We start from the raw sequence: 26485 nt of genomic DNA on the forward strand, positions 1-26485 counted from the left end.
GACGGTCAGCGGTGGTGCTCTGCTCGGCGATGCTCACGATCGCTCTCCTTTCTCCAGGCGCGCCTGGATGTGCCGGCCGATGGTGGTCGTGGCCAGCGCGACCGCGACGATGACGAGGCCCGGGATGACGACGAGCCACCAGGCAGTAGTGAGGTACGACCGCCCCGCGTCGAGCAGCGCGCCCCACTCGGACGCAGGCGGGGCGACGCCCAGCCCGAGGAACGACAGGCTCGACGCCCACACGATCGACTGCCCGATCGACAGTGCGAACACCGCGATCAGCGGGCGCAGCGCGTTCGGGAGGATGTGCGCGCGCACGATCCGCCAGCGCGAGTGCCCGAGCGCCGTCGCAGCCTCCACGTACGCCGAGTTCCGCGCGCCGAGGATCTGGCCGCGGATCATCCGCGCGTACCCCGGGGCCGTGCCGACGCCGACCGCGAGGACCTGCGTGGCCGCGCTCGGGCCGGCGATCGCGATGAGCAGCAGCGCGAGCAGCAGCGCCGGGAACGCGAACAGGATCTCGACGAACCGGTCGATCACGACGGCGACCGGCCTGACGCCGAGCGCCGCGAGCGTGCCGAGGATCAGCGCCAGCCCGATGCTCACGGCCGCGGCGCCGACCCCGATGGTGAGGGAGTCGCGGGCGCCCCACACGATGCGCGTGTAGAGGTCACGCCCGGATTCATCCGTGCCGAACGGGTGAGCCCAGCTCGGCGGCTGGAGGGCGGCGGAGTAGTCGACGGCGGTGGGCAGGTGAGTGGTGAGGAGCTGGGGGGCGAAGACCGCGACAAGGAGCAGCGCGGCGAAGGCGACCGCGAGGTAGAGGCCCCACGGCGCGCGGGTGAGGCGCGTCGCCGTCGACCGTGCGACACGCTGCTTCGAGGGTGAGACGACGGAGGTCATGACAGCTCCAATCGGGGGTCGATCACCGTGTAGACGACGTCCACGATGAGGTTCGCCGCCACGTAGACCACGGCGACGAGGGTGACGATGCCGGTGACGACCGGCAGGTCCTGGGAGTTGACCGCGGCGACCAGCACAGAGCCGATGCCGGGCCGCGAGAAGATCGACTCCACGATCACCGCACCCGAGAGCGTCGCGCCGAGCGCCCAGCCCGAGAGGGTGACCGCGGGGATGACGGCGTGACGGAGGACGTGCCGCAGCCGGATCCCCCACTCCCCCATCCCGCGCATCCGTGCCGAGAGCACGAAGGGCTGATCGAGCGAGCGCTCGAACTCGGTGCGCACGCTCTGCGCCATGAACCCGGCCAAGGGGATCGCGAGCGTCAGCGCCGGCAGCACGATCCCGTTCGGCGACGAGCCGCTGATGATCGGGAACCAGCGCAGCCCGAGACCGAACACCAGCAGCAGGATGATGCCCAGCCAGTACGCCGGGAGCCCGGCGGTGACGACGTCCGCCGTCGAGCCGAGCGCGCCGATCCGCGGGCCCCGCCCTGCCGTGAGGGTGACCCAGACGACCATGATCACCCAGGCCAGGGCGATCGCCGTCAGCGAGAGGGTGACGGTGCTGCCGAGCTGCTCGCCGATGATCGCGGTGACCGGGCGATACTGCTGGTACGACGTCCCGAAGTCACCCGCGACCAGCCCGCGCAGGTAGTCGAGGTACTGAAGGATGACCGGGCGGGTGAGGCCGTACTGGGCGCGGATCTGCTCAAGCTCGGCCGGGGTGCGCAGCTGCACCTGGCCGGCCCGGATGTTGAGGATGGTCGTCGCCCGGTCGCCGGGAAGGGCGAGCTGGGCGAAGAACGCCACGGTCGCCGCGCCCCACAGGACCACGACCGCCGCGCCGGCCTTCTTCAGGAGGGTGTAGGCGACGGCCCGGCCGCGCCGGGGGCGGACGGTCGTGATGACCGCCGCGCCCCCCGGTGCGACCTCCCCGGCCGCGATGTCGGCGCCGGGGAACGCCGGCTCACTTGGTGAGATACGCGTCATAGAACGTCGGTCCTCCCTGTGCGTGCTCCTGCCAGACGTCGTGGAGCTTGGGCGAGACGGCGAGCGTGCTCAGCCGGTCGTAGACGCCGATCGACAGCGCGTGCTGCGCGATGTAGTCCTGCGCCTTCTGGTAGCCGGCGTTCTGCTGTTCGACGGTCGCCGCGGAGTTGCCGTCGAGGATGTACTGCGCGAGCACCGGGTCGTTGGTGAAGCTGCTGTTGCTGTAGTTCGGGTCGGCGGCGGTGGACGGCCTCCAGTTGATGTAGAGGATGCCCGCCGTGACGCTCGTCCAGTAACCGGCCTGGAGGTCGTAGGCGTCCGGCCCGGAGTACTTGCCGGAGAAGAACTCGCTCTGCGGCACGGGGATGAGCTTCACGTCGAAACCGACCTTGCTCGCCTGCTCCTTCACCCCCTGCAGGATGGCGGCGCCGTCGGCGTTGATGATCGAGCCGGCGCCGTACGGCAGCCGGACGGTCAGCGGCTGACCGTTCTTCACCCGCACGCCGTCGGAGTTCTTCTGGCTCCAGCCGGCGGCGTCGAGGAGGGCGTTCGCCTTCTTCACGTCCTGCGTGTACCAGTCCGCGGCCTTCGTGCTGTAGCCGGGAGTCGCCTGGCTGACGCCGCCGTTGCCCTCCGACGGGATGACGCCGCGGCCGATCGTGTTCACGATCTGCGGGCGGTCCAGGCTGTAGGCGAACGCCTGGCGCACCTGCTCGTCGGTGAAGGGCCCCTTCGCGGTGTTGAACGAGATCTGCTGCGGCCGGCCGGGGGTGACGAACTTCTCGAGCTGGTAGCCGCCGGCCTTCAGCACGCTCCACTGCACGGAGGGGACGTCGTAAATCGCGTCGACCTGGCCGCCCTGCAGTGCGGCGACCCGGGTGGTCGGGTCGGCGACGAACTTCCAGTCGATCGTGTCGACGTAGGCCGGGCCGGTGTGCTTCGCGTTGGCGGGCGGGGACGAGTAGGCCTTGTTCTTCTTCAGGATGATGTCCTGGCCGCGGTTCCACTTGTCGACGGTGAACGCGCCGGAGCCGATCGGGGCCTCGCAGTTCTGCTCCTTCGTGCGGGTCTGGAGCGCGTGCTGCGACTGGATGCCGAAGTAGCCCTGCGTGAGGTTGTCGGCCAAGCGCGGGTAGGGGCGCGACAGGTCGATCTGGAGGGTCTGGTCGTCGATCGCCTTGGCGTCCTTGTAGTAGCCGTCCAGCCAGACCTTGGCGGTGCTGTTGCCTCCGTTCACCCAGTAGTCGAAGTTGTAGGCGACGGCCGCGGCGGTGAGCGGAGTGCCGTCCGTGAACTTCACCCCCTTCTTCAGGGTGAAGGTCCAGGTGAGGCCGTCGCTGGACTGCTTCCACCCGGTGGCGAGCCACGGGACGACCTTGTGGTTCTCGTCGAGCGAGGTGAGGTTGTCGAGCACCTGATAGGAGAGGTAGGCCTGCTCGATCCAGCCGCCGAAGACGCAGGCGGGCTCCTGCTGGTGGGCGTAGACGATCGTACCGCCGTCGACTTTCTGGCCGCCGGTCGCGGCGTCGGAGGCGCCGGCGCACGCGGCGAGCGCCAGCACTCCGGTGAGCGCGACGGCGGCGCCGGCGAGGGTGCGGAGGGAACGGGAACGCATGTGTACTCCTGGGTTGCATCGGGTGCGGGACGGGATGTCGCCCAGGATGCGGGCGAACCGCAAGCGCGGTCGAGCCGGCGTGACTCCGTGTTTCGCAGGTGAAACACCCCGTCACGAAAGCTGGCGCGACAGGGGGTGGCACCGGTATCGGCCGGCCTCGTAGGCTCCAGCTGACATCCCCGCTTCGCGAACGGAGGACGCGATGAGGACGACTGGAACGAGCGGCGCGCTGTCGGCTCAGGCGATCGCAGGCAACGACGTCGTGCTGATCGGGATCGACCACGACCAGGCGGCGATGCCTGGCGTCCACGGCTTCGGCATCGAGCGGCTCGACCACACCGAGGGCGAGCACCGCTGGCTCCCGAACCGGCTCCGCTTCACCGGCGCGCCGGCCGGGACCTGGACGACCGACGTCAACCCGCTGCAGACCTTCCTCTGGGGCGACTACACGGCGAAGGAGGGCCACGACTACACGTACATCGTGCACAGCATGACGGGCACTCCCGGGCAGCCGCTGACCTCCGCCGACTCCGTCACTCTCGCCGTCTCCACCGGGCAGCCCGCGCAGCAGGGGGTGTGGTTCAACCGCGGGGTCATCTCGTCGCAGGCGTACGCGGAGCGGTTCCAGAACCGCCTGCCCGCCGACGTCCCGGGCGACGCCGCGTGGAAGTGGCTCTCGCGCGGGCTCCAGGAGGCCATCCTCGCGTTCATCGGCCGGGCGCAGGACGCGGGCTGGGAGCTGCACGGCAGCTTCTACGAGTTCCAGCTGCCCGCGGTGCTGCAGGCTTTCGGCGTCGCCGACCGGGCCGGCGCCTCCGTGAACCTGATCGTCGACGACGGCAACCCCAAGAACCACGACGCCGTGACCGCGGCGGGCATCGACGGCCTCGTGAAGCTCTGGCGCGCCAACGCGAAGATCCCGCACAACAAGTTCGTCGTCGCGTCGCACAATGGCGCGCCCGTCGCGGTGTGGACCGGGTCGACCAACATCACGACGAACGGCGTGTTCGGGCAGTCCAACGTCGGGCACTCCATCGACGACCCGGGGATCGCCGCCGCCTACCTCGCCTACTGGACGCAGCTGCTGGACGATCCGCCGTACAGCACGCTGAACGACTGGGTGGACGCCAACGACGCACTGCCCGACCCGTGGCCCGCGGGGGTGTCCGTGGTGTTCAGCCCGCACACGCGCAGCACCGCCCTCGACCGCTATGCGGCCCTGTTCGACGGGGCGGGGACGATCGCGTGCGGGACGTTCCCGTTCACGCTCGACTCCCGGTTCGGCGACGCGCTGCCGGGCGCCCACGACGCCCTCCGCTACCTGCTGTTCGAGGACCCGAAGGCCGCAGCGAAGGCGAGCGCGGTGGTCACCGACTCCGGCACGACAATTGTCGCCGGGGCGTTCCTGCCCGCCGGCGCGCTGGCGGGATTCGCCCCGGAGCTGGAGAACCCGTTCTCCAACAACGTGGAGTACGTGCACAGCAAGTATCTGCTGATCGACCCGCTCGGCGACGACCCGGTCGTGGTGACCGGCTCCGCGAACTTCAGCGTGGCCTCCACCACGGGCAACGACGAGAACATGCTCGTCATCCGCGGGGACTCCGCGGTCGCCGAGCTCTACTTCACCGAGTTCATGCGGCTGTTCGACCACTACCGGTTCCGGTACTCGCTGTCGCTCGCCCCGCACGATCCGACGCCGGGGCCGCAGAGCGGGGTGGAGGCGGCGGTCGGGCTCGACCCGACGGACGGCTGGTGGGCGAAGTACTACGACCAGCCGGGGCGGGCGCGGCAGCGGGAGGTGCTGGCGGGGACCGCGCACTGAGGCCGCTCTCCTCCGGCCGCGGAGTAGCCACCGGAGGAGTTCCCGCACTACGGAGCCCCGGTCTCCTCCGTTAGCCGCGCTCGGGCGGTCTGCCGGGGCTGATCTCCTCCGTTAGTGACGCGCCGCGGCCTCGCTGCGCCAGCGCGCGAGCAGCAGCCACGGGTCCCCGTCCTGCAGCGCCGCGACGTGCGCGAGGAGCCCGTCATCCGTCTCGAACCACTCCGTCCCGGGGATGCGCAGCGCGGCGAACTCGACATGCCGCCGATGCTCCAGGGTGCGGTCGCCGCGCTCGAAGGCGAGCACCTCGTCGTGCGGGAGGCTCGCGAACCGCTGCGCGGGGTTCGCTGTGGTGCCGATCTTGATGCGGTCGCGGTAGCGCAGGTAGTAGACGACGTCCACGCGCGAGGCGGCCGCGCCCTCCGGCGCCGTCTCACCCACCCGCCACTCGCAGACCGCGCACAGCCAGCCGGACGGGTACCGCACGCCGAGCCGCGAGCCGCAGAACGTGCACGGCGACGGCAGCAGGTCGGTCTGGCCGAACTCGCCCTCCACCCACTCGTGCGCCTCCAGGAGGTGCGCGAGGCACAGCGGCAGCGGCGCCCCGGGATGGGCGGGCGCCCCGCACAGCGGGCACTCGGTCACGCCGCGACGCTACCGCGCGCCGCCGACAGCGGCGGTAACGGAGGAGATTGGCGCCGCGACACCGCCCGAACGCAGTCAACGGAGGAGACCGGGCCCCGATGCCGCGGAATCTCCTCCGTTCGCCGCACCACAGGTGCCGGGCCGGTGCAGCTAACGGAGGAGACCGGCCGCGGGTTGCGACCGGTCTCCTCCGTTGACTGCGTTCTCGAGGTCGCGGCGGATGGATCTCCTCCGTTGCCGACGGGGCCTACGCTGCCGAGACGGTGGCCTCGGCCGGGAGGTCGGCCTCCACTTTCTCGATCAGGCGTGCCATCTCGGCGGCCTCGGCGGAGGCCGCCGCGGCCGCACGGAGCGGCTCCGCGACGCGGCCCGCGTCGAGCTGGGCGCGCCCCGCGACCGCCAACTCAGTCACCGCCAGCTTGGGCGCGGCCTGCTCGGTCGCGGCCTGCTCGGTCGCGGCCAGCTCGGCCACAGCCAGCTCGGCCGCGGCCAGCTCGGTCGCGGCCTGCTCGGTCGCGGCCAGCTCGGTCGCGGCCAGCTCGGCAGCCGCCAGCTCGGTCGCGGCCGGCGCCGCCGTGCGCCGCGCCGCCCGCGACCGCATCACGAACGCCGCCGCCACCGTCACCACGGCCGCGCCGAAGGCCAGCACGCCCGCCGTCGCGAACCCTTCCGTGTAGCCGGTCTCGGCCGGGAGGCCGCCGGCGCCGAGGGTCCCGGTGACGAGCGCGGTCATCACGGCGGCGCCGATCGCCGAGCCGACGGTGCGGAGGTTGGCGTTCATCCCGCTCGCCACGCCCGTCTGCGTGGCCGGCACGCTCTGGACGACCACGCTCGTGATCGCGGCGTAGATGAGTCCCAGGCCGATGCCGAACACCCCGGAGGCTGTGGCGACGGCGAGCAGCGAGCCGTGCAGGAAGGCCAGCGACAGGCTCGCCGCGGCCATGACGGTCGCCGCGATCACGATCTGGGTGCGGAAGCCGAGCCAGCGCTCCAGCGGTCCGCTCAGGAAGCCGGTCACGGCCATCGTCACGAGCATGGGCAGCATCAGGAGCCCGGACTCGGCCACCGTCGCGCCCAGGCCGTAGCCGGTGGAGACCGGGGTCTGCACGAAGCGCGGGAAGAAGGCGAACACCGCGAACATCGCGGCTCCGATGAAGACCGCGGCGGCGTTCATCGACCAGACGCCCGGCTCGCGCATCAGCCGCATGTCCACCAGCGGGTGCCGGGAGCGCAGCTCCACGACCACCCACGCGGCGAGCAGCACGGCGGCGAGCGCGAACAGGCCGATCACGGCCGGCGACGACCAGCCCCACTGCGCGCCCGTGCTGAGTGGCAGCAGGAGGGCGATCAGCCACCCGGAGAGCAGGACGGCCGACCACGGGTTGACGCCTCCGGTCGCGCGGGTGGGCGACTCGGGGACGATCACGAGGGCGAGCACCGCGGCGGTCACGGTGAGGGCGACCGGCACGAGGAACAGTCCGCGCCAGCTCAGCGCTGCGGCGAGCGGGCCGGCCAGCACGGTGCCGAGGCCGCTTCCGACCGCGATGATCGAGGCGATCGCGCCGATGGCGGACGGGAGGCGGTGCGGCGGGAACTCGTCGCGGATGATGCCGAACGCGAGCGGGAACATCGCGCCGCCGAGACCCTGGACGACGCGGCCGGCGATGAGCACGCCGATGGAGGGCGCGACGGCGGCGATCACGCTGCCGAGCGCCACGGCGAGCAGCGCGAGCACGAAGATGCGGCGCTTGCCCACCAGGTCGCCGACGCGTCCGAGCAGGGGTGTGGCGACGGCGGCGGCGATCAGCCAGGCGGTCATGGTCCAGGTGACGCCGGCAGTGGTGGTGTGGAGGTCCTGCTGGATGACCGGCAGGACGGGGACGACGAGCGACTGGAGGGTCGCGAAGGAGGCCACGCTGAGCGCCAGGACGGCGAAAGTGGCGGAGGGACGGGATCGAGACATAGGTACGGTCTTTCCGTTTCTCGAAGGAGGCCGACGTGTGGTCGACCGGGTGAATCTCTGAGGAAGAGGAGTTACAATTGGAGGGAGGCTCCGTTCGGAGGGTACCTCCGGTTACAGGAAAGACATTACCGGAGGATGCCTCCGTTTCGCAACCCTCAGTTCCACACACCCGGAAGGACCCCAGCCGTGACCGGCACCGACGTAGCCGACAGCACCATCGCGCGTCCCCTCATCCAGCGCCCCCAGCGCGCGGACGCCCGGCGCAATTTCGACGCGCTGCTCGCCGCCGCCCGCGACGCGTTCGCGGAGGACGGCGCCGGCGCCTCCCTGGAGGACATCGCGCGCCGCGCCGGCGTCGGCATCGGAACGCTGTACCGCAACTTCCCCACCCGCGACGCGCTCGTGGAGGCCGTCTACGTCGAGGAGGTGGAGGCGGTCGTCCGCGCCGCCGACGACGCCGCCGCCCTGGAGCCGTGGGAGGCCGTGCAGGCCTGGCTGCGCCGCTTCCTGCTCTACGTGGGCACCAAGAAGGCCCTGCTCGAAGGCCTCAACAAGGACTCCCCCGTCCTGCTGAGCTGCCGCACCTCCCTCTACGCGGCGGGCGAGCCGCTGGTGGTCCGCGCGCAGGAGGCCGGCGAGCTGCGTCCCGACGCGACCATCGGCGACGTCATCCGGATGGTGTCGGGTGTCGCCGGCGTCGCGTTCGAGGACGACGAGCAGCGCGACCGGGTCGTCGCGATGACGATCGACGGCCTCCGCCCCCGCTGATCCGCCGGATCACAGCACCACGACTGCGAAAGCGCAAGCTTTTCCAAAATGTTTGACCCCCGTGTGCGGGTGTAATTAGCTGTCTGACGCAACATATTCGGACAGTCGCGACGCCGCGGTCTCGCCGTCGGCGCGCGCTCGCATACAAAGGAGTATCAGCGTGTCACTGCGCCTTCGAGCCGGTCTCATCACCACTGCGGTGGTGGGGGCCGGCGCCGTCATCCTCGCCCAGGGGGCGGCCTTCGCCTCCGTGCCCGCGACGCCGCCCGCGGCGCCCGGTCATCAGGCCTCCGCCCCGGCCGCCTCCCTCCGCAGCCTCGCCTCGCGCGTGGGCCTGCGGATCGGCACCGCCGTCAACACGGATGCCCTCGCGTCGAACAGCGACTACCGGTCGATCGCCGCGACGCAGTTCTCGACGGTCACGCCCGAGAACGTCATGAAGTGGGACACCATCGAGCCGACCCAGGGCGCCTACAACTGGGCCCCGGCCGACCAGCTCGTCGCCTTCGCCCAGCAGAACGGGCAGCTCGTGCGCGGGCACACCCTCGTCTGGCACAACCAGCTCCCCGCCTGGCTGACCGCCGCGGCGCCGTCGATGACCCCCGACCAGCTCCGGGCGATCCTCCAGAAGCACATCACGGACGAGGTCACCCACTTCAAGGGCAAGATCTGGCAGTGGGATGTCGTCAACGAGGCGTTCAACGACGACGGGACGCTGCGCGACTCCATCTGGCTGCAGAAGCTCGGCCCCGGCTACATCGCCGACGCCTTCCGCTGGGCGCACGCCGCCGACCCGAAAGCGCTGCTGTTCTACAACGACTACAACATCGAGTTCACCGGCCCCAAGAGCAACGCGGCCTACAGCCTCGTGCAGCAGCTGAAGGCCCAAGGCGTCCCGATCGACGGGGTCGGATTCCAGACCCACCTCGACACGCAGTACGGGCTGCCCGACCTGCAGAACAACCTCCAGCGATTCTCCGCACTCGGACTGAAGGTCGCCGAGACCGAAGTGGACGTGCGGACCACGCTCCCGGTCACGGCCGTCGAGCAGAACGCGCAGGTGGCCGGCTACACCTCCACCCTGCAGGCCTGCCTCGCCGTCCGCGGCTGCATCTCGTACACGGTCTGGGGATTCGGCGACGGCTACTCGTGGGTGCCTGCGGTGTTCGCGGGTGAAGGTGCGGCGGACATCTACGACGAGAACCTGCAGCCGAAGGCGGAGTACACCGCTCTGCAGCAGACGCTCGCACTCGCCGCGGGAGCCCAGCAGCGCGGGGGCGGCGACCGGCACTGAGAACCGACCGGCGGTACACGGGGGTCGCGCGGAATCCGGCCGCGCGGCCCCTCGCCGCGCGACGGGTGGCGCACCGATACTGAGAGTTCTCATAGGGTTGAAACCATGGAACTCGGTGTCTATGCGGTGATCGCCGTCGCGGTGATCGTCGGCGTGGCCGCCTTCGCACGCAAACTAGGCGTCGCCGCGCCCATCATCCTCGTGATCGTCGGTGTCACCCTGTCGGTGCTGCCCGGGGTGCCGGACATCGAGGTGCCGCCGGAGATCATCCTCGACGGGCTGTTGCCGCCCATCCTCTACGCGGCGGCGATCAGCGTCCCGCTCACCGACTTCCGCCGCAACCTGGCGCCCATCGCCGGGCTGTCGATCTTCCTCGTCATCGTCACCGCGTTCGCGACCGGCTTCCTGCTCTACACGATGCTGCCCGACCTCAACCTGGCGGCCGCCATCGCCCTCGGCGCGATCATCAGCCCGCCGGATGCCGTCGCCGCGACCTCCATCGGCCGCAAGCTCGGCCTCCCGCCGCGCCTGCTCACCGTGCTGGAGGGCGAGGGGCTGGTCAACGACGCCACCGCCCTGGTGCTGCTGCGCACCGCCCTGGCCGCGGCGGTCGGCACCCTCGCCACCCCGCTCGCGGGCGTGCTCGACTTCTTCTCGGCCGTGATCATCGCGCTCGTGATCGGGTTCGTGGTCGGCTTCGTCACGGTCTGGGTGCGCTCGAAGCTGAGCGACCCCGTACTCGACACCGCACTGTCGGTCGTCGTGCCGTTCGCCGCCTTCGCGCCGACGGAGGCGCTGCACGGCTCCGGCGTGCTCGCCGTCGTCGTCACCGGCCTCTACACCGGGCACGCGGCGCCGCGGCAGTTCAGCGCGCAGGCGCGGATCAGCGACCAGATCAACTGGCACACCATCCAGTTCCTGCTCGAGAACGGCGTCTTCCTGCTCATCGGGCTGGAGCTGCGCACACTCATCGCCGACGTCGAGCACCCCGAGATCCTCAGCGTGTGGGACGCGGTCGGCATCGGTCTGATCGCGATGGCCTCCCTCGTCGTCATCCGGTACATCCTGATCGGGCCGCTGATCCTCGCGCTCCGAAGACGCGGGGAGCGCGCCGAGAAGCAAGTGCTGCGGGAGTGGCTGATGATCAGCTACTTCCGCGACCATCCCGTGCGCTACCGCTGGCAGGCGCAGCGCAAACAGCGCGCGGAGCAGCGCTACGAGCGGCACCGCAGCGACCTGGAGGAGTTCCGCCAGGAGGCCATCGACTGGAAGGGCGGGGTCGTCCTCGGCTGGTCGGGGATGCGCGGCGTCGTCACCCTGGCCGCGGCGCAGTCGCTCCCCGCGGACATCCCGTATCGCCCGCAGCTCATCCTGATCGCGTTCACGGTCGCGTTCGTCAGCCTGGTCGTGCAGGGCGGCACCCTCCCGTGGCTGATCCGCGTGCTCGGGCTGCAGGGCATCGACGTCAAGGACGACAGGAGGCTGCTCGCGCAGCTCCTCGACGACCTCAGCGAGGCGGGCCTCGCCGTGCTGGACGACCCGGAGACGGCGGCGGGGACCGCGACCGCGGTCGACCCGGAGGTGGTGGAGCGTGTGCGCCAGACCACCTACCTCCGCGCCGAGGCGGCCTGGGAGCGCATCGTGCTCTACGACACGCCCCCCGAGGGACGACCGCACCACGTGTACCGCACGCTGCGGCTCGCGGTGGTGGACGCCGAGCGCGACCGGCTGCTGGAGGAGCGAGCCCGCGGCGCCTACCCGTCGCGCATCCTCAGCGAGGCGCAGTCCATGCTCGACATCGAGGAGACGCGGCTTCAGTCCCGCGCGCGGTGACGCGCGCCGCTCGACCGCACCAGGCCGGCGTCGGCGAGTTCGTGGAGGACCGCACGGAGCGCGTCCGCGCTGCTCCCGTCCGGCGCCGGGCCGAACTCCCGCTCGGCGACGGCGACGAGCCTGGTGAGGGTCAGCGGGACCTCCAGCACCCTCCAGACCAGCGAGGAGAGCGGGGTCAGGTGGGTGATCGTGTCCCGGGCGAGCACGACCGCGTCGCCCTCGAGGTCGACCCAGTCGTCGACCTCCGCCCGGCTGTACGTCGGGCCCGGGTCCGCTGCGCTCCGCAGGAGCTCGCGCACCGGCCCGACGAGGTCGGCGGCCTCCCGGTAGCTGATCACCTGGACGCCGCCGCAGCGCCGGACCAGCCCGTCCAGCAGGCTGAGCGGCCGCGGCAGCGCGTTGAAGTGGTTGACCTGCGCGACGATCTCGTCGAAGACGTCCCGCAGCCCGACCGTGCTGATGGTCGGCGACGTGGCCGCGTCCGAGCGGTCGAGGAGGGCGATCCTCGCCAGCCGCAGCCGCGGCCCCGGGCGCAGCAACCCGAGCTCGTCGGGCCCGGCGACGTGCCTGCCGTGCGCCGCCGTCTCCTTGAACGCCAGCGGCTGGGGGAAGGCGAGCACCTCGCCGGAGGGCGTGACCGCGACCGTTTCATCCGACACATAACCCAGCCCGGCGCCGAGCATCGCGGCGGCGGTCGATTTGCCTGCCCCGGACGGGCCGACGAGAGCGATGACGTCGCCGGTGGCGGGATCGGCCAGGCCAGCCGCGTGGAACGTCACCAGCTCCCCGCGGTTCGCCTCGATGGCGCGCTGGTTGAGGGCGCGGCGGAGGGCGATGCCCACCGCGTCGAGGTCGTGACCGGACACGTCCGCACCCGGCCCCGGGACCGCGGCGACCGTGATCGTATCCGCCGCGTCGCCCTCGGCCGCCAGCCGTCGCCACTGGTCGCGGAGCCGGTCGGCGTCGGGCTCCGCGAACCCGTCCAGGGCGACGCGCAACCGCGCGCCGAGAGCGTCCACCTGGAATTCGCGCGCCACCCTGATCCACCCTTCGGCTTGAAACTTCTCATGCCAGATTAGACGGCCGTTCCGCCACTCCCGGGATGCACGTTCTTTTGAGTTGTTCAAAAGAGAACCGCTAGCGTGGCAGGGATGGACACCGCACAGCTCGAAGGCGCCCTGCGCGCGTCGGGACTGCGCGTGACGCAGGGGCGGCTCGCCGTCCTGAACGCGCTCGACGCGCATCCCCACGTGGACGCCGAGACGGTGTACCGCGCGGTGCTGCCCGCACTGCCCGGCACCTCGATCCAGAACGTCCACAACGTCCTCGGCGACCTCACCTCGGCCGGCCTGCTGCGGCGGATCGAGCCGGCGCACTCGCCCGCGCTGTACGAGCGGCGCGTCGGCGACAACCACCACCACGTCGTCTGCACCTCGTGCGGCGCGGTGGCGGATGTGGAGTGCGTCGTCGGCCACGCGCCCTGCCTGCACCCCTCGGGGGCGGCCGGATTCGTGGTGGACGTCGCGGAGGTCACCTTCTGGGGGCTGTGCCCGTCCTGTCAGGAGCGCGCGGCGAAAGCCCCGTCGCACGCCGAATGAGGTTAGGAGAACCATGACGGAGAACCACACGACCACCCAGACCGGCACACCGGTCGGCAGCGACGCGCACTCGCTGACATCCGGACACGACGGAGCGACCGCACTCCACGACCGGTACCTGGTCGAGAAGCTCGCCCAGTTCAACCGCGAGCGCATCCCGGAGCGGATCGTGCACGCCAAGGGCGGCGGCGCCTTCGGCGAGTTCGTCGTCACCGGCGACGTGAGCGCGTACACGAAGGCGGCGGTCTTCCAGCCCGGCGCCCGCACGCGGACCGTCCAGCGGTTCTCGTCGGTCGCCGGCGAGCAGGGCTCCCCCGACACCTGGCGCGACGTCCGCGGCTTCTCGGTGAAGTTCTACACGACCGAAGGCAATTACGACATCGTCGGCAACAACACCCCGGTGTTCTTCATCCGCGACGGCATCAAGTTCCCCGACTTCATCCACTCGCAGAAGCGCCTCCCCGGCTCCGGCCTGCGCGACGCCGACATGCAGTGGGACTTCTGGACGCTGTCCCCGGAGTCGGCGCACCAGGTGACCTACCTGATGGGCGACCGCGGCCTCCCGCGCTCGTGGCGCACGATGCCCGGCTACGGCTCGCACACCTACCAGTGGATCAACGCGGCGGGCGAGCGGTTCTGGGTGAAGTACCACTTCCACGCGCTGCAGGGCAACGAGGAGATGCACGGCGCGGAGGCGGAGCGCATCGCGGGTGAGGACGCGGACTACTACCGCCGCGACCTCTACGAGGCGATCGAGCGCGGCGACTTCCCGGCGTGGAAGGTGAGCGTGCAGGTGATGCCGTACGAGGACGCGAAGACCTACCGGTTCAACCCGTTCGACCTGACGAAGGTGTGGCCGCACAGCGACTACCCGCTCATCGAGGTCGGCGTCCACACGCTCAACGAGAACCCGGAGAACTTCTTCGCGCAGATCGAGCAGGCGGCGTTCTCCCCGGCGAACACGGTCCCGGGCATCGACATCAGCCCGGACAAGATGCTGATGGCGCGCGTGTTCTCCTACCCGGACGCCCAGCGCTACCGGGTCGGCACCAACTACAACGAGCTGCCGGTGAACGCTCCGGTCGCGCCGGTGCACAACTACTCGCAGGACGGCGCGGGGCGCCACGGGTTCAAGGCGGCGTCGGCTCCGGTGTACGCGCCGAACTCGTTCGGCGGGCCGTCGGCCTCCGCCGCTGCCGCGGGTGAGGGCTCGTGGGAGTCGGACGGTGCGCTGACGCGCGCGGCGGCGACGCTGCATTCCGAGGACGACGACTTCGGGCAGGCGGGGACGCTGTACCGCGAGGTGTACGACGAGGCGGCGCGTGAGCGGTTCCTCGACACGATCGCGGGCGCGGTCGGCGGCGTGACGCGGGAAGACATCCGCGAGCGCGCGATCCAGTACTGGACGAACGTGGACGCGGGGCTCGGCGCGGCGCTGCGGGCGCGGCTGGAGTCCGGGGATCTGGACGCGGACCAGGCGGCGGAGTACGTGGGGGTCGCTGAGTAAACACAGCCTCCCGCGCTGACGCGAACGGAGGAGATCCGGCCGATACCGGCCCGGGTCTCCTCCGTTCGCTGCTTTTCGGCGGTTGTCGGCGGCCGATCTCCTCCGTTGGCTGCGTGGTCGGTAGCGGAGGAGATCAGGTGTTGGGAGGGGCCGGATGGCAGGTAGCGGAGGAGATCAGGGGGCGTATCGGCCGGATGTCCTCCGTTGCCGACGGTGGGGGTCGGGGTCAGGGGTGGTGGGCCAGGGCGCCGGACTCCAGGGCGGACCAGACGGTGCCGTCGGAGGCGACGGCGATGCCGTGCGGTTCGGAGGCGGGCGGGAGGGGCACGCGGGCGACCTCGCCGGCGGCGGTGACGTGGGCCAGGGCGTCGGCTCCCCAGAGGGAGGCCCACACGCCTCCCGTCGCGTCGGGCGCGACCGCGTGCGGCTTGGCGGCGGCGCCGAGCGGGTGGAGGGTGAGCGTGCCGTCGCGGCCGAGGCGGGCCAAGGCGTCCGCTCCGATCAGGGCGGCCCAGACCGCGCCGTCCTCGGCGATCGTGATCCCGACCGGGGCGGAGCCGGCCGGGAGTTCGGTGACGGCCACGGCGGCGTCGCCGCCGCGCACGTGGCCGAGGGCGTCGATCGCGTTCATGGTGAACCAGAGCGAGTCGCCGGAGGCCGCGATCATCGAGGGCATGACGTCCTCGCGGCCGACCGGGAACTCGTCCACCCGGCCGAGCACCCCGACCCGTCCGAGCGCGTCGGCGGCGAGCTCCGTGAACCAGGTGGTTCCGTCGTAGACGGCGGCGACGCCGAACGGCTGCGCGCCGGGGGTCGGCACGGCGACCTCGGCCAGGATGCGCGGGCCCGGCCCGAGCAGCAGCAGCCGCCCTCCCGTCGTGTCGGTCACCCACACGTCCGAGGCGTTCGCTGCGGCGACGACGGACGGCTGCGCGCCCGCGCCCAGGTCGAGCCGGGTGAGCGTGCCGTCCGGGTCGCGGCGGCCGACCGCGGCGCCGTGGACGAGCGTGAACCACACAGCGCCGTCGTCGGTGGCGGCGATGCCGTAGGGTCCTTCGCCCGGCTCCCCGACCGGGATCAGCTCGACCTCCGCGCTCACAGCGTCGCGTCGATGGTGCGGTCGTACACCACGGTCCCGCCCACGCGGACGAGGCCGTCGGCGAGCGGCTCGGTGGCCAGCTCGGAGCCCTCCCCCTGCAGGATGCGCAGGCCGCGGCCGAGCTTCGCGGTGAGGGCGACGGCCGCGGCGCCGGTGGCCTCGTCCTCCACGATGCCCATCGCGGGGGCGAACATGCGGGCGCGCAGCGATCCGGCCTCCTCGTCGATCCACGCATACGCGTAGTGCTGACCCTCGGTGAACGCGAACGGGTCGAGCGCCTCCACCGCCTCCGGGGAGTCCAACGGCAGCCAGGTGAAGTCGGGGGTCCAGGCGGCGCGGGCGTCGATCGCGGCCCAGTCGCCGTCGAGGTCGACGGAGACCGCGACGTCCCCGGCCTTCTCGGCGAGGGCGCCGACCGGCGTGCGCTCGTGGGCGAGCCACCAGGCGGTCCCGACGCTCGGGTGGCCGGCGAACGGGAGCTCCGACGCGGGCGTGAAGATGCGGATCGTCGCGATGCCGCCCGCGGAGTCCAGCGCGTCGACGAAGACCGTCTCGCTGAACCCGAGCGCCGCCGCGATGTCCTGCTCCCGCCCGGCCGTCGCCGGCGAGCTGGTGACGATGCCCAGCTCGTTTCCGTTCGCGCCGCGCTCGTCGGTGAAGACGCGAAGGACCACTACCTCGATTTCATCCATAGCCTCCACCCTGGCATGCGGTGCATAATCGCGCCATGAGTGACGAGGCCGCCATCCCCGCCGCCCCCAACGACGAAGAGGTCGCCATCGGCCACGCCGTCGACCGGCTCGCGGAGCGTTTCCCGAAGGTCCCCAGGGACCGCATCGTCGACCTCGTGCACCAGCACCACCTCGACTACACCGGCGCGCCCGTGCGCGACTTCATCCCGGTGCTCATCGAGCATGACGTCAAACGGGAGCTGGCGGCGGAGGTCACCCCGCTGGCGTGAGCGCTCGGCTAGTACGTGCCCTTGATGACGAAGTACGAGCCCCGGATCGTCCCGGCGAGGCGGGACTTCTGCCGCGCGAACTTGAAGTTCGCCAGCTCCTCCGGCACCTCCATGCCGTCGGACAGCTTGAATCCGACCGCGCGCTTGCCCGCGTCGTCGATCGTGTACATGACGTTGATCGACAGGCCGGACTCGTAGAAGACGTAGGCCATCCGGATGCCGTCGACCTCGAACGACGTGACATCCAGGGCGGGCGAGGCGATCACGATGCCGCGCTCGTCGGCGAGGATGCGGCTCACCCAGCCGAGGGCCTCCTGCTCCTCGGCGGCGGGGGCCGTCGCGAAGTCGAGGTCGTACTTGTTCTTGAAGTAGCGGGACTCGTTGGCGCGCAGTCCGGCGAGCGCGGGTGCGACGGGGCTCGACTCCAGTCCCTCTGTCGAGACGGTGACGAAATCCACGACCTGGCGCATGCGGCCCTCCCTGCTCGGCTCTCCCACCACCCTACTGGCGGGTGTCAGGCCCCGGCGAAGGTGACGATCGCGTCGGTCGCGAAGCCGGCGACGATCCCGGCGAAGATGCACCACGCGACCAGGGTCTTCATCCCGGTGCGGCGGGCAACGGCCAGCAGCTCGATGACGACGTAGAGGATGGAGCCGGCGGCGAGCCCCAGGAACGCGATGGAGACGATGTCGCTGCTGAACGCCTGGCCGATGACCGTGCCGAGGAAGGTCGGGCCGCCGCCGATCAGGCCGAGCAGGGCCAGGTAGCCCCAGGACGGGCGGGTGCCGCTGAGCGGGGCGACGATCCCGAAGCCCTCGGTGGCGTTGTGGAGGCCGAAGCCGACAATGAGCAGTACGGCGAACGCGAGCTCGCCCTGCGCGGCGGCGGTGCCGATCGCGAGTCCCTCGGCGAAGTTGTGCAGGCCGATGCCGATCGCGATGGTGAGCGCCAGGCGGCGGGCGCCCGCGCGGGACTCCACCTCGGTGGCGGCGACGATGGCGACGCCGGTCGCGGTGCCGACGGCCGGGCCCGTGCCTGCGCCGTGCGGGTGGTGCGAGCCGGCCTGGGGTCCGTGGCCGTCCGGGGCCGCCGGGGGCCGGATCGGCGACGCCAGCGCCAGCGCGCGCCGCTTCATGTAGCGGTCCATGTAGGTGAGGCTGAGCAGCCCGACGCCGATGCACGCGGCCATCAGGAGCCCCTGCCCGACCGCGGGCCCGAGCTGGTGCGACGAGAGCGCCTTGTCGACCGGCTCCCACGCCTGCGAGAGGACGTCCCAGAGCAGGAAGATCAGGATGCCGGTCGCGAGGGCGTTGAGCGCGGCCTTCAGGCCGACCGCGTTCGAGCGCAGACGACCGATCGGGAGGCCGAGGAAGATCGTGAGACCGGCGACGGCGCCGAGAGCGGCGACACCCATGGGAGGCATGAAGATCCTTTGAGGAGGCTGTTGACATCGAACCGGCGGGCTCCGGCCGCATTCGATTGTAAGGTAAGCCTCCCCTTACACAGAATCAACTGTGAGGAGTCGCAGGATCACTCCGTCCGCGGCACCACGTCCGCGACGTGACTCTTCAAAAATCTGGCATCACAGTCGTAACGATGTATGTAGGCTAGTCATCGTCTCCGGGCGTTGTGGCAGTGAGGTGAGTCAGTGAGGGTTTCTTCGAGTGCGGATGCCGCGCAGGATGCGGTTTCGCGATTTTCCGTCGTGCAGGTCGATCCGCCTGGCCGGCTCGCGAGCGCTGGAGCGAGCAACGTCGGAAGCATGGCGGCCGGTGCCGCCGTTGCGAATCAGGTCTTGATCCGTCTTTCCGACCTGGTGTCTTCACTGCAGGATCAGTCGGGCAGAGTGACGGGGCTGGCGTCGGTGATCGAGGAGCGCGACGCTCACGACGCGGGAACGTGGACGTGGGAGCAATGACTGACCGGAATGCGAGCGCCCGAGCGGAGTGCGATCGGCGGATCGCAGCTCACGAGAATCAGGTCGACGAGGACCTGAACGCGCTTCGTCAGCTCGACGAGAGGTGGGCGACGTTCCGGCAGGTGATGCGGGAGAACGTCGACCGTTTCGAAGAATCCGGGCATGCGGTCGGGACGGAGAACTATGGCGTGCAGCACGACCTCGCGGCGCTGCGTGAACTCGGCGCCTACGCCGAGAGGCTCGCCCGCGAGCAGTCCGAGCTGTCCGGTGAGGCGTCGCGCACGATCCGCGTCGACGGTGAGGCTGAGATCGAGCGCCTGAGAGACGAGCGGAGCCGACTGCCGTGGGATTGATCTACCGTCCGGATGACTCCAGCAGGGTGATGACCGCCCTCACGAAGAACCTCGCGCACGGTCAGACCGTGCTGACGGAGATCGACAGCGCGAACGCCCATGCGATCGGATCCCTGGACGGCGGAGACCTCTCGGGCAAGGGATACGCCGCAGCCCGGGTGCTGTTCGAGGAGCAGGTCGGATCGGCCATCGCGGAGCATCGGGACCTCCTCGATTCGCTCCAGCGAGACCTGGACGTGTATCAGCGGGAGGATGCGAAGGTCAACCCGTTCGGGGCGCTGCACGAAGACGAGCTGAACGTGCAGTTGCAGGCGAGCCGGGCGATGAAAGCTGCGACGGAGGACCTGATCGAGGTCAACTCCGCCGCCGCCGGTGCGATGTCCGCGGTGCCGCTCGTGAGCGAATCGCTGCAGCTGCTGAATCGCCAGCTGGAGCTGGTCCTGGACCAGCTCGATCGAACCGTTCGCGGCCTGGAAGACCGGCTCTCCGCACTGTTCCAGTTCGATGCGGCGACCAGCGGGCTCTTCCAGCAGGCTTCGGCGGCGTCGGATACCGCGACGGTTCCGTCGATGACGAAGGCGGGCATGAAGAGCCAGGCCGCTGCGGACCAGCACGGCTTCTCGCTCGGTCCGCCCAAGCGACCCCGCATCCAGTGGGATGAGGACTTCGTCTACAACTCGGATGCTCCGACGCTCGGGGATCACGCGAGCTCGATGAAGTGGAAAGCCATGATGAGAGGTGGGCGGTTGTTGAGGGGTCGGGAGCTCGCCGATGCGCTCGCGACGTACGAGCATTACTGGTCGAACACCGGCGATCCCTTCGTCATCGACTTCGAGAAGGCCTACCGCGACGATCCGGCGATCGCCGGCAACATCGACGACGCGATCACTGTCGCCCGACTCTCCGCCGACGCTTTCGCCGCTGACGGGCGCACGTCCTTCTCGATCACTGGGAATGCCGGGCCCGCCGGCGCGTACCCGGACACCGAGAATTGGCAGAAAGCGATCGGTGGCTACCATCAGTGGACGAGTGCGGACGTCGCGGTGACCGGAGATCGAGCCACGATGACCGTGACGGTTCATGCCGAGGACTACTACAACTTCAACCGCGGGCAGGCGGACATCGCATCGGGAGAGTCAGACGACGAGAACGGCAGATTCACGGAGGTGGGCTGGGCACGACCTTTTGAGACCACCGGTGAGGTCGTCCGAACCGTGACGTGGACAGTGGGCGATCCGAAATCCGTGAAGGTGACTTTTCCAGCCACGCCGGAAGGCGATCGCTGATGGCGAGGGCGCAGTGAGACGACGCGTCTCCGCCCATGGGCTTCTGGCAGCACCCGCTCTCGGCGTCGCGCTCGTCCTGAGCGCCTGCACTCCCCAGCCGCCGGGCGATGGGAATTCACGAGGAGGAACCACTATGCAATCGGCCACGAAAGACGGCACAGGCGAGGTGCGGCACGAGCTCGAACCACTGACATCGAGGTTTCCGCAGCTCAGCGATGCGGAGGCTGCGACGTGGATGTCCGGCACGATGGGCGACCCTCGCGTGCCGGGGCCGAGCACATACTGGATCGACGCGATCGTGGAACTCCCGGAAGCGACGCACGCCGGACTGCTGAAGGCGGCGTCGGCGTCTGAGCTTCCTCTGCCCGAGGACTTCTCATCCCAGTTGCGCGGGGCGATCCCGGCCGGACAGGTGCTCAACTCACGCGAGCTGGACGAGCGCTTCTCGCAGGGACGTTTTGTGAGCAACGTCTACGTCGCGACCGATGGTCGAACCGTGATCCTCAGCACCCTCTTTCAGTAGGGGACGCCTCACTCCGTCCGCGGCACCACGACCATCGGCACCGGCAGCTCACGCAGCATGGCGGCCGCGGTCGAGCCGAGGAACAGGCGGCTGGGCTGCGCGAGGCGGCTGGAGCCGACGACGACGAGCTCGCCGGGCTCCCAGTCGAGGCGGGCCACGGCGTTCTGGATGTTGTCGCCCTTCGCCACGACCGCGGTCGCGACGACGCCGGTCGCCGCGCTGGCCTCCTCCAGCACCGCGGCGGCGTGGTGCTCTCCGACGCTTTGCTTGGGGGCGGCCGTGTCGCCGGGGAGGTCGAGGGCGAGCAGCGAGACCAGCCGCAGCGGGACGCCGGCGGCGGCAGAGAGGCGTTCGCCGGTCGTCAGCACGTCCGCCGCTCCCGCGCGGGTGCCGACCATGCTGGTGACGCGCGTGAGCTGCGGCGCGTGCTCGCGCCAGCCCTCGGGCGCCAGCAGCACCGGGACCGGCGAGGCGTGCAGCAGCGCGCCCGCGACCGAACCGACGGTGAAGCGGCCGAGGAGGCCGCCGCGCGCGGCGCCGACCACGATCAGGGTCGCGCCGAGCTCCTCCGCGGCGGTGAGCAGGCCCTCGGCGAGCGAGTCGCCGAAGACGACCCGCCCGCTGAAGGCGACCGACGACGGGACGCGAGTGCGCGCGTCCGCCAGCCAGCCCTCCGCGGTGTCGCGCAGGAGGGCGTCGTAGGCCGGGTCGTTCGGCACGTTTCCGCGCCGGGAGGTGTCCGGCAGGACCAGGACCACGTCGAGGTCCGCCCCGAAGGAGGCGGCCAGCGCGGCGCCGGCGGCGAGGGCGTCGTCTCCGGACGGGGTGGCCTCGTATCCGACGAGGATGCGCTGGGTGGTGGTCATGGTCTGCTTCTTCCGGCTCGGGTGGTGCGGAGGTTGGGGTGGTGCTGGGTCGGGCGGCCCGCCGGGGTGGGGCGGGCCGCCCGTGCCGCCGGGTCAGGCGGGGATGAGCGTGTACTTCGTGCTCAGGTACTCGTGGATGCCTTCGAGCCCGCCCTCGCGGCCGAGGCCCGACTGCTTGACGCCGCCGAAGGGCGCCGCGGCGTTGGAGACGAGTCCGGTGTTGAGGCCCATCATCCCGGTGTCGACGCGGTCGATCATGCGCTGGCCGCGCGCGAGGTCCTGCGTGAACACGTAGCCGACCAGGCCGTACTCGGTCTCGTTCGCGCGCGCCACGGCCTCCTCCTCGGTGGAGAACGTCGTGATCGCGAGGATCGGGCCGAAGATCTCCTCGCGGAGGATCTCGCTGCCGGGCTGCACGTCCACGAGCACGGTCGGCTCGAAGAAGAAGCCGTCGCCCTCGGGGGCCTTGCCGCCGCTCAGGACGCGCGCGCCGCGGGAGACGGCGTCGTCCACCAGCGACTTCATCGAGGCGACCGCGCGGTCGTCGATGAGCGGGCCGATGGTGACGCCGGGCTCGGTGCCTGGGCCGATCTTCATGGCGTCGACCTTCTCCGTGACGCGGCGGGCGAACTCCTCCGCGACGTCCTCGTGCACGATGAAGCGGTTCGCGGCGGTGCAGGCTTGGCCGATGTTGCGGAACTTCGCGAGCATTGCGCCCTCGACGGCCTTGTCCAGGTCGGCGTCCTCGAAGACGACGAACGGGGCGTTGCCGCCGAGCTCCATCGACGTGCGCAGGACGTTCTGGCCGGCCTGCGCGAGCAGGGCGCGACCGACCGGCGTGGAGCCCGTGAACGACAGCTTGCGCAGCCGCGGGTCGGCGATGATCGGGGCGGAGACGGCGCCGGAGGTGTTCGTCTGGACGACGTTCACCACACCGGCGGGAACGCCCGCGTCGGCGAGCAGCTGCGCGAAGAACAGCGTGGTCAGCGGGGTCAGCTCGGCCGGCTTCACCACTACGGTGCAGCCCGCCGCGAGCGCGGGGGCGATCTTGCGCGTCGCCATCGCGAGCGGGAAGTTCCACGGCGTAATGAAGAAGCTCGGCCCCACCGGTCGCTGCGAGACGACCATCGTGCCGGTGCCCTCCGGGTTCTGCCCGTAGCGCCCGGCGATACGCACGGCCTCCTCGGAGAACCAGCGCAGGAACTCGCCGCCGTAGGTGACCTCGCCGTTGGCCTCGGCCAGCGGCTTGCCCATCTCCAGCGTCATCAGCAGCGCGAAGTCCTCGCGACGCTCCTGCAGCAGGTCGAACGCGCGGCGCAGGATCTCGGCGCGGGTGCGCGGTGGCGTCGCGGCCCACGCGTCCTGAGCGGCCACGGCGGCGTCGAGGGCGCGGATGCCGTCCTCCGGCGTCGCATTGGCGATGCGCTTGATGACGCGGCCGGTCGCCGGGTCCTGCACCTGGATCTGCGGGCGGGTTCCCTGCTCCCAGACGCCCCCGATGAAGAAGCCGTCGGGGACGCGGGCCAGGAGGTCGGCCTCGGCCGCGGTGAACTCGGTGGTCACGGTGTCGACGGCGCTCATGCGTTGGCCACCGCCTCCGCGACGACGTCCAGCCCCTCGATGAGGAGGTGGTCCGGGATGCTGAGCGGCGGGAGGAAGCGGATCACGTTGCCGTAGGTGCCGCAGGTGAGCAGCACGACGCCGGCCGCGTGCGCGGCGGCGGCGACCTTGGCGGTCAGCGCGGCGTCGGGCTCGCCGGTCTCCGGGTCGACCAGCTCGATGGCGACCATGGCCCCGCGACCGCGCACCTCGGCGACGCGCGGATCGGCGGCGCGGAGGGCGCCGAGCTTCTCGAAGAGGATCTCGCCGATGGCGCGGGCGCGCGCGGCCAGGTCCTCCTGCTCGTAGGTCTCGATCGCGGCGAGCGCGGCCACGCAGGCGAGCGGGTTGCCGCCGTAGGTGCCGCCGAGGCCGCCGACCTGCGGGGCGTCCATGATCTCGGCGCGGCCGGTGACAGCGGACAGCGGGAGGCCGCCGGCGATGCCCTTGGCGGTGACGATCAGGTCGGGCTCGATGCCGAACTGCTCGGAGGCGAACATGGTGCCGGTGCGGGCGAAGCCGGTCTGCACCTCGTCGGCGATGAAGACGACGCCGTTCGCGTTCGCCCACTCCTGGAGGGCCGGGAGGAAGCCGTCGGCCGGGACGATGAAGCCGCCCTCGCCCTGGATGGGCTCGATGATGATCGCGGCGAGGTTGGAGGCGCCGATCTGCTTCTCGATCAGGGTGATCGCGCGCTTCGCCGCCTCGGCGCCGGAGAGGCCGCCGTCGCGCAGCGGGTAGCTGAGCGGTGCGCGGTAGATCTCGGGCGCGAACGGCCCGAAGCCGTTCTTGTACGGCTGGTTCTTGGCGGTGAGGCCCATCGTGAGGTTCGTGCGGCCGTGGTAGGCGTGGTCGAACGCGACGACGGCCTGCTTGCCCGTGTAGTGGCGGGCGATCTTGACCGCGTTCTCCACGGCCTCCGCACCGGAGTTGAACAGGGCGCTGCGCTTGGCGAAGTCGCCGGGGGTGAGCCGGTTGAGCGCCTCCGCGACCTCCACGTAGGAGTCGTACGGCGCGACGGTGAAGCAGGTGTGCGTGAAGGCGGCGACCTGCGCGGTCACGGCCTCGACGACGCGCGGGGCGGCGTTGCCCACGCCGGTGACGGCGATGCCGGAGCCGAAGTCGATGAGGGAGTTGCCGTCGACGTCGACGAGCACACCCCCGCCGGCTGCGACGGTGAACACGGGGATGGTGGCGCCCACGCCGGCGGCGACGGCCTGCGCCTTGCGCTCGGCGCGCTTGCGCGACTCGGGGCCGGGGATGGGGGTGACGAGCCGGCGCTCCTGCGGGAGCGAGGGTCCGCCGACGAGTGTTGCGGAGGCGGGAGTAACGATGGTCATGGCGGCATCGTAGGGAGCGGGGCGTGTCCCGCGCCTGGACGGGCCGTACAATTCGAACGTCAGGAATCGACACCCTGGCGGATGGAGTGCTCCGATGCCCGCGACCCTCGCCCAGCTGCTCGCCCGGCCCGAGCTCGGCCTCCACCTGCTCACCGCGGGCGATGTCGGCGAACTGGACGTGCCGCTGTCGTGGGCGCACAGCTCCGACCTCCCCGACCCGACGCCGTTCCTGTCGCCCGGGCAGGTGCTGCTCGTGACGGGGACGCCGGACGACGTCGACCCGTACGTGTCCCGGCTGGTCGAGCACGGGATCGCCGGGCTGGGGTTCGGCACGGAGGTGGTGCGCGACACCCCTGAGGCGCTGCTGGCGGCGTGCGCGCGGCACGGCCTCCCGCTGTTCGAGGTGCCGTACCGGACGCCGTTCATCGCGGTGGCGCGGTTCGTGGCCGACCGGCTGGCCGCCGACGCGTACGCGCGCAACACCTGGGCACTGCGGGCCTCCCGGGCGATCTCGCTCGCGGCGCTGCGGCCGGACGCGCTCGGCGCGGTGCTCGCGGAGCTGGCGCGCCAGATCGACCGGCCGGTGGCGCTGATCGGGGCGGACGGGACACTGGACCGGCTCGCGCCGGCGGGAGCGCTGGACGCGGCGGCGCGGGCGGTGCTGATCGACGCGGCCGAGCCGTTGCTGCGCAGCCGGCGCCGGGCGGCGGGGACGGCGGAGACGGAGGCCGGGCCGTTCTCCCTGCAGACGCTCGGCGCGGCGGGACGGCTGCGCGGCGTTCTCGCGATCGGGTCGGAGGGGCTCGACCAGGCGGCGCAGCAGGTGGTGACGGGCGTCGTCGCGCTCGCCGGGCTCGCGCTGGAGCAGAGCCGGGCCACCGACGCGGCGCGGGCGCGCCTCCGCACGGCGGTGTGGCGGGCGCTGCTGGCCGGCGACGCCGCGCTGGCGGAGGCGGTCGCCGAGCCGGTGCTCGGCGCGCTGCCGGAGCAGCCCGCGCGCGTGACCGTCTTGCACGGGGCAGCGGTCGCCGCCGCGGCGGACTGGCTGGAGGCCGGCGGTGACGGGTTCTTCGCCCGCGACGGGCAGGACCTGGTGGTGCTCGGGTCCTCGCCCGAGGCGATCGCCGAGCTGGCCGAGCGGTTCGAGCTGCGCGGCGGGTCGTCGGCGCCCGTGACGTTCGGGGCGCTGACCTCGGGCGTGACGCAGGCCGGCGTCGCCGCCCGCCGGTCGACCAGGGACGACCGGGTGCCGTCGTTCGACGACGTGGCGGCGGCCGGGATGCTCGCCCTGCTCCAGACGCCGGACGCGCGCGCGGTCGCAGCGACCGCCCTCGCGCCGCTCGCGGAGGCCGACCCGGCGCTGCCCGGCATCCTCCGCACCTGGCTCGACGCGGACGGGGTCTACGACGTGGCCGCGCGGCGGCTCGGGATGCACCGGCACACGCTGCGGGCGCGCGTCGCGGACGCCGAGCGGCTGCTCGGTCGCGACCTCGGCGGCTTCGCGGCGCGCGCGGACCTCTACGCCGCGCTGCGTGCGGCGGAGTAG

General features: G+C 71.3%; 25 protein-coding genes. 12 read left to right on the forward strand and 13 right to left on the reverse strand.

Annotated features, from left to right (window positions below; all coding sequences use genetic code 11):
* Positions 1-33: 33 nt before the first annotated feature.
* From ABCS02_RS18575 to ABCS02_RS18585, 3 genes are read right to left on the reverse strand one after another with little or no spacing between them, the layout of a single operon-like run.
* Positions 34-903: an ABC transporter permease gene (locus ABCS02_RS18575; protein ID WP_345837143.1), complete on the reverse strand. Its 870-nt coding sequence runs from the start codon at positions 901-903 to the stop codon at positions 34-36.
* Positions 900-1952: an ABC transporter permease gene (locus ABCS02_RS18580; RefSeq protein WP_345837144.1), complete on the reverse strand. Its 1053-nt coding sequence runs from the start codon at positions 1950-1952 to the stop codon at positions 900-902. Before ABCS02_RS18580 ends, ABCS02_RS18575 begins: the two co-directional genes overlap by 4 nt.
* The gene (locus ABCS02_RS18585; protein WP_345837145.1) at positions 1930-3567 is read right to left on the reverse strand and encodes an ABC transporter substrate-binding protein; all 1638 of its coding nucleotides are present in this window, start codon (positions 3565-3567) and stop codon (positions 1930-1932) included. The genes ABCS02_RS18580 and ABCS02_RS18585 overlap by 23 nt, the downstream gene beginning before the upstream one ends.
* A 202-nt stretch (positions 3568-3769) precedes the next feature.
* On the opposite strand from ABCS02_RS18585, the gene ABCS02_RS18590 reads away from it, so the two are divergent.
* Positions 3770-5389: a phospholipase D-like domain-containing protein gene (locus ABCS02_RS18590; RefSeq protein WP_345837146.1), complete on the forward strand. Its 1620-nt coding sequence runs from the start codon at positions 3770-3772 to the stop codon at positions 5387-5389.
* Positions 5390-5500: 111 nt separating this feature from the next.
* On the opposite strand, the gene ABCS02_RS18595 is transcribed toward ABCS02_RS18590, so the two are convergent.
* Together ABCS02_RS18595 and ABCS02_RS18600 are read right to left on the reverse strand one after the other, a co-directional pair.
* Complete coding sequence (locus ABCS02_RS18595; protein WP_345837147.1) at positions 5501-6031, reverse strand: GIY-YIG nuclease family protein; 531 nt, start codon at positions 6029-6031, stop codon at positions 5501-5503.
* Between the two features lie 247 nt (positions 6032-6278).
* Positions 6279-7994, reverse strand: a complete 1716-nt coding sequence (locus ABCS02_RS18600; RefSeq protein WP_345837148.1) for an MFS transporter — start codon at positions 7992-7994, stop codon at positions 6279-6281.
* Between the two features lie 186 nt (positions 7995-8180).
* On the opposite strand from ABCS02_RS18600, the gene ABCS02_RS18605 reads away from it, so the two are divergent.
* The 3 genes from ABCS02_RS18605 (at position 8181) to ABCS02_RS18615 (ending at position 11889) form a co-directional block, all read left to right on the forward strand.
* The gene (locus ABCS02_RS18605) at positions 8181-8762 is read left to right on the forward strand and encodes a helix-turn-helix domain-containing protein (protein WP_345837149.1); all 582 of its coding nucleotides are present in this window, start codon (positions 8181-8183) and stop codon (positions 8760-8762) included.
* Positions 8763-8922: 160 nt separating this feature from the next.
* Positions 8923-10056 carry an endo-1,4-beta-xylanase gene (locus ABCS02_RS18610; protein WP_345837150.1) on the forward strand — a complete coding sequence of 378 codons (1134 nt, stop codon included), beginning with the start codon at positions 8923-8925 and terminating at the stop codon, positions 10054-10056.
* Positions 10057-10161: 105 nt separating this feature from the next.
* Positions 10162-11889 carry a sodium:proton antiporter gene (locus ABCS02_RS18615; protein WP_345837151.1) on the forward strand — a complete coding sequence of 576 codons (1728 nt, stop codon included), beginning with the start codon at positions 10162-10164 and terminating at the stop codon, positions 11887-11889.
* Here the strand turns inward: ABCS02_RS18615 and ABCS02_RS18620 are convergent.
* A complete protein-coding gene (locus ABCS02_RS18620; RefSeq protein ID WP_345837152.1) occupies positions 11871-12926 on the reverse strand; it encodes a hypothetical protein in 1056 nt (351 codons plus the stop codon). The two genes, ABCS02_RS18615 and ABCS02_RS18620, sit on opposite strands and share 19 nt — an antisense overlap.
* 114 nt (positions 12927-13040) lie before the next feature.
* On the opposite strand from ABCS02_RS18620, the gene ABCS02_RS18625 reads away from it, so the two are divergent.
* On the forward strand, positions 13041-13487 hold the full coding sequence (locus ABCS02_RS18625; protein WP_345837153.1) for a Fur family transcriptional regulator: 447 nt from the start codon (positions 13041-13043) through the stop codon (positions 13485-13487).
* 13 nt (positions 13488-13500) lie between these two features.
* Positions 13501-14994 (forward strand): catalase, encoded by a 1494-nt coding sequence (locus ABCS02_RS18630; protein WP_345837154.1) that lies wholly within the window; start codon positions 13501-13503, stop codon positions 14992-14994.
* Between the two features lie 226 nt (positions 14995-15220).
* Here the strand turns inward: ABCS02_RS18630 and ABCS02_RS18635 are convergent, their stop codons facing one another.
* Both ABCS02_RS18635 and ABCS02_RS18640 read right to left on the reverse strand, forming a co-directional pair.
* Entirely contained in the window at positions 15221-16093 is an 873-nt protein-coding gene (locus ABCS02_RS18635; RefSeq protein ID WP_345837155.1) for a virginiamycin B lyase, read from the reverse strand.
* Positions 16090-16785, reverse strand: coding sequence for a PhzF family phenazine biosynthesis protein (locus ABCS02_RS18640; protein WP_345837156.1), 696 nt, complete (start codon positions 16783-16785; stop codon positions 16090-16092). The genes ABCS02_RS18635 and ABCS02_RS18640 overlap by 4 nt, the downstream gene beginning before the upstream one ends.
* 35 nt (positions 16786-16820) lie before the next feature.
* Here ABCS02_RS18640 and ABCS02_RS18645 point away from each other — a divergent pair, with 35 nt between their 5' ends.
* Positions 16821-17054, forward strand: coding sequence for a hypothetical protein (locus ABCS02_RS18645; RefSeq protein WP_345837157.1), 234 nt, complete (start codon positions 16821-16823; stop codon positions 17052-17054).
* Between the two features lie 8 nt (positions 17055-17062).
* On the opposite strand, the gene ABCS02_RS18650 is transcribed toward ABCS02_RS18645, so the two are convergent.
* Together ABCS02_RS18650 and ABCS02_RS18655 are read right to left on the reverse strand one after the other, a co-directional pair.
* Positions 17063-17524, reverse strand: a complete 462-nt coding sequence (locus tag ABCS02_RS18650; RefSeq protein ID WP_345837158.1) for a phage tail protein — start codon at positions 17522-17524, stop codon at positions 17063-17065.
* Between the two features lie 44 nt (positions 17525-17568).
* The gene (locus tag ABCS02_RS18655; protein ID WP_345837159.1) at positions 17569-18477 is read right to left on the reverse strand and encodes a ZIP family metal transporter; all 909 of its coding nucleotides are present in this window, start codon (positions 18475-18477) and stop codon (positions 17569-17571) included.
* A 225-nt stretch (positions 18478-18702) separates the two neighbouring features.
* Between ABCS02_RS18655 and ABCS02_RS18660 the strand changes: the two genes are divergently transcribed.
* From ABCS02_RS18660 to ABCS02_RS18675, 4 genes are all read left to right on the forward strand, one after another.
* On the forward strand, positions 18703-18972 hold the full coding sequence (locus ABCS02_RS18660; RefSeq protein WP_345837160.1) for a hypothetical protein: 270 nt from the start codon (positions 18703-18705) through the stop codon (positions 18970-18972).
* Positions 18954-19325 carry a hypothetical protein gene (locus ABCS02_RS18665; RefSeq protein ID WP_345837161.1) on the forward strand — a complete coding sequence of 124 codons (372 nt, stop codon included), beginning with the start codon at positions 18954-18956 and terminating at the stop codon, positions 19323-19325. Before ABCS02_RS18660 ends, ABCS02_RS18665 begins: the two co-directional genes overlap by 19 nt.
* Before the next feature lie 29 nt (positions 19326-19354).
* Complete coding sequence (locus tag ABCS02_RS18670) at positions 19355-20611, forward strand: hypothetical protein (protein ID WP_345837162.1); 1257 nt, start codon at positions 19355-19357, stop codon at positions 20609-20611.
* Positions 20612-20744: 133 nt separating this feature from the next.
* On the forward strand, positions 20745-21134 hold the full coding sequence (locus ABCS02_RS18675; protein ID WP_345837163.1) for a hypothetical protein: 390 nt from the start codon (positions 20745-20747) through the stop codon (positions 21132-21134).
* 8 nt (positions 21135-21142) lie between these two features.
* On the opposite strand, the gene ABCS02_RS18680 is transcribed toward ABCS02_RS18675, so the two are convergent.
* From ABCS02_RS18680 to gabT, 3 genes are all read right to left on the reverse strand, one after another.
* Positions 21143-22000 (reverse strand): universal stress protein, encoded by an 858-nt coding sequence (locus ABCS02_RS18680; RefSeq protein ID WP_345837164.1) that lies wholly within the window; start codon positions 21998-22000, stop codon positions 21143-21145.
* Between the two features lie 93 nt (positions 22001-22093).
* Positions 22094-23581, reverse strand: coding sequence for an NAD-dependent succinate-semialdehyde dehydrogenase (locus tag ABCS02_RS18685; protein ID WP_345837165.1), 1488 nt, complete (start codon positions 23579-23581; stop codon positions 22094-22096).
* The gene (gene gabT / locus ABCS02_RS18690; protein ID WP_345837166.1) at positions 23578-24939 is read right to left on the reverse strand and encodes a 4-aminobutyrate--2-oxoglutarate transaminase; all 1362 of its coding nucleotides are present in this window, start codon (positions 24937-24939) and stop codon (positions 23578-23580) included. Before gabT ends, ABCS02_RS18685 begins: the two co-directional genes overlap by 4 nt.
* A 94-nt stretch (positions 24940-25033) precedes the next feature.
* Between gabT and ABCS02_RS18695 the strand changes: the two genes are divergently transcribed.
* Positions 25034-26485, forward strand: a complete 1452-nt coding sequence (locus ABCS02_RS18695) for a PucR family transcriptional regulator (protein WP_345837167.1) — start codon at positions 25034-25036, stop codon at positions 26483-26485.

It is taken from the genome of Microbacterium sp. X-17 (genome assembly GCF_039615055.1).

Excerpts from the sequence above, each read along its gene's own strand:
- ABCS02_RS18680 (WP_345837164.1), bottom strand. The coding sequence starts at position 22,000 with ATGACCACCACCCAGCGCATCCTCGTCGGATACGAGGCCACCCCGTCC.
- ABCS02_RS18675 (WP_345837163.1), top strand. The coding sequence starts at position 20,745 with ATGCAATCGGCCACGAAAGACGGCACAGGCGAGGTGCGGCACGAGCTC.
- ABCS02_RS18590 (WP_345837146.1), top strand. The coding sequence starts at position 3,770 with ATGAGGACGACTGGAACGAGCGGCGCGCTGTCGGCTCAGGCGATCGCA.
- ABCS02_RS18695 (WP_345837167.1), top strand. The coding sequence starts at position 25,034 with ATGCCCGCGACCCTCGCCCAGCTGCTCGCCCGGCCCGAGCTCGGCCTC.
- ABCS02_RS18670 (WP_345837162.1), top strand. The coding sequence starts at position 19,355 with ATGACCGCCCTCACGAAGAACCTCGCGCACGGTCAGACCGTGCTGACG.
- ABCS02_RS18600 (WP_345837148.1), bottom strand. The coding sequence starts at position 7,994 with ATGTCTCGATCCCGTCCCTCCGCCACTTTCGCCGTCCTGGCGCTCAGC.
- ABCS02_RS18580 (WP_345837144.1), bottom strand. The coding sequence starts at position 1,952 with ATGACGCGTATCTCACCAAGTGAGCCGGCGTTCCCCGGCGCCGACATC.
- ABCS02_RS18685 (WP_345837165.1), bottom strand. The coding sequence starts at position 23,581 with ATGAGCGCCGTCGACACCGTGACCACCGAGTTCACCGCGGCCGAGGCC.
- ABCS02_RS18650 (WP_345837158.1), bottom strand. The coding sequence starts at position 17,524 with ATGCGCCAGGTCGTGGATTTCGTCACCGTCTCGACAGAGGGACTGGAG.
- ABCS02_RS18575 (WP_345837143.1), bottom strand. The coding sequence starts at position 903 with ATGACCTCCGTCGTCTCACCCTCGAAGCAGCGTGTCGCACGGTCGACG.
- gabT (WP_345837166.1), bottom strand. The coding sequence starts at position 24,939 with ATGACCATCGTTACTCCCGCCTCCGCAACACTCGTCGGCGGACCCTCG.
- ABCS02_RS18625 (WP_345837153.1), top strand. The coding sequence starts at position 13,041 with ATGGACACCGCACAGCTCGAAGGCGCCCTGCGCGCGTCGGGACTGCGC.
- ABCS02_RS18585 (WP_345837145.1), bottom strand. The coding sequence starts at position 3,567 with ATGCGTTCCCGTTCCCTCCGCACCCTCGCCGGCGCCGCCGTCGCGCTC.
- ABCS02_RS18630 (WP_345837154.1), top strand. The coding sequence starts at position 13,501 with ATGACGGAGAACCACACGACCACCCAGACCGGCACACCGGTCGGCAGC.
- ABCS02_RS18655 (WP_345837159.1), bottom strand. The coding sequence starts at position 18,477 with ATGCCTCCCATGGGTGTCGCCGCTCTCGGCGCCGTCGCCGGTCTCACG.
- ABCS02_RS18645 (WP_345837157.1), top strand. The coding sequence starts at position 16,821 with ATGAGTGACGAGGCCGCCATCCCCGCCGCCCCCAACGACGAAGAGGTC.
- ABCS02_RS18640 (WP_345837156.1), bottom strand. The coding sequence starts at position 16,785 with ATGGATGAAATCGAGGTAGTGGTCCTTCGCGTCTTCACCGACGAGCGC.
- ABCS02_RS18615 (WP_345837151.1), top strand. The coding sequence starts at position 10,162 with ATGGAACTCGGTGTCTATGCGGTGATCGCCGTCGCGGTGATCGTCGGC.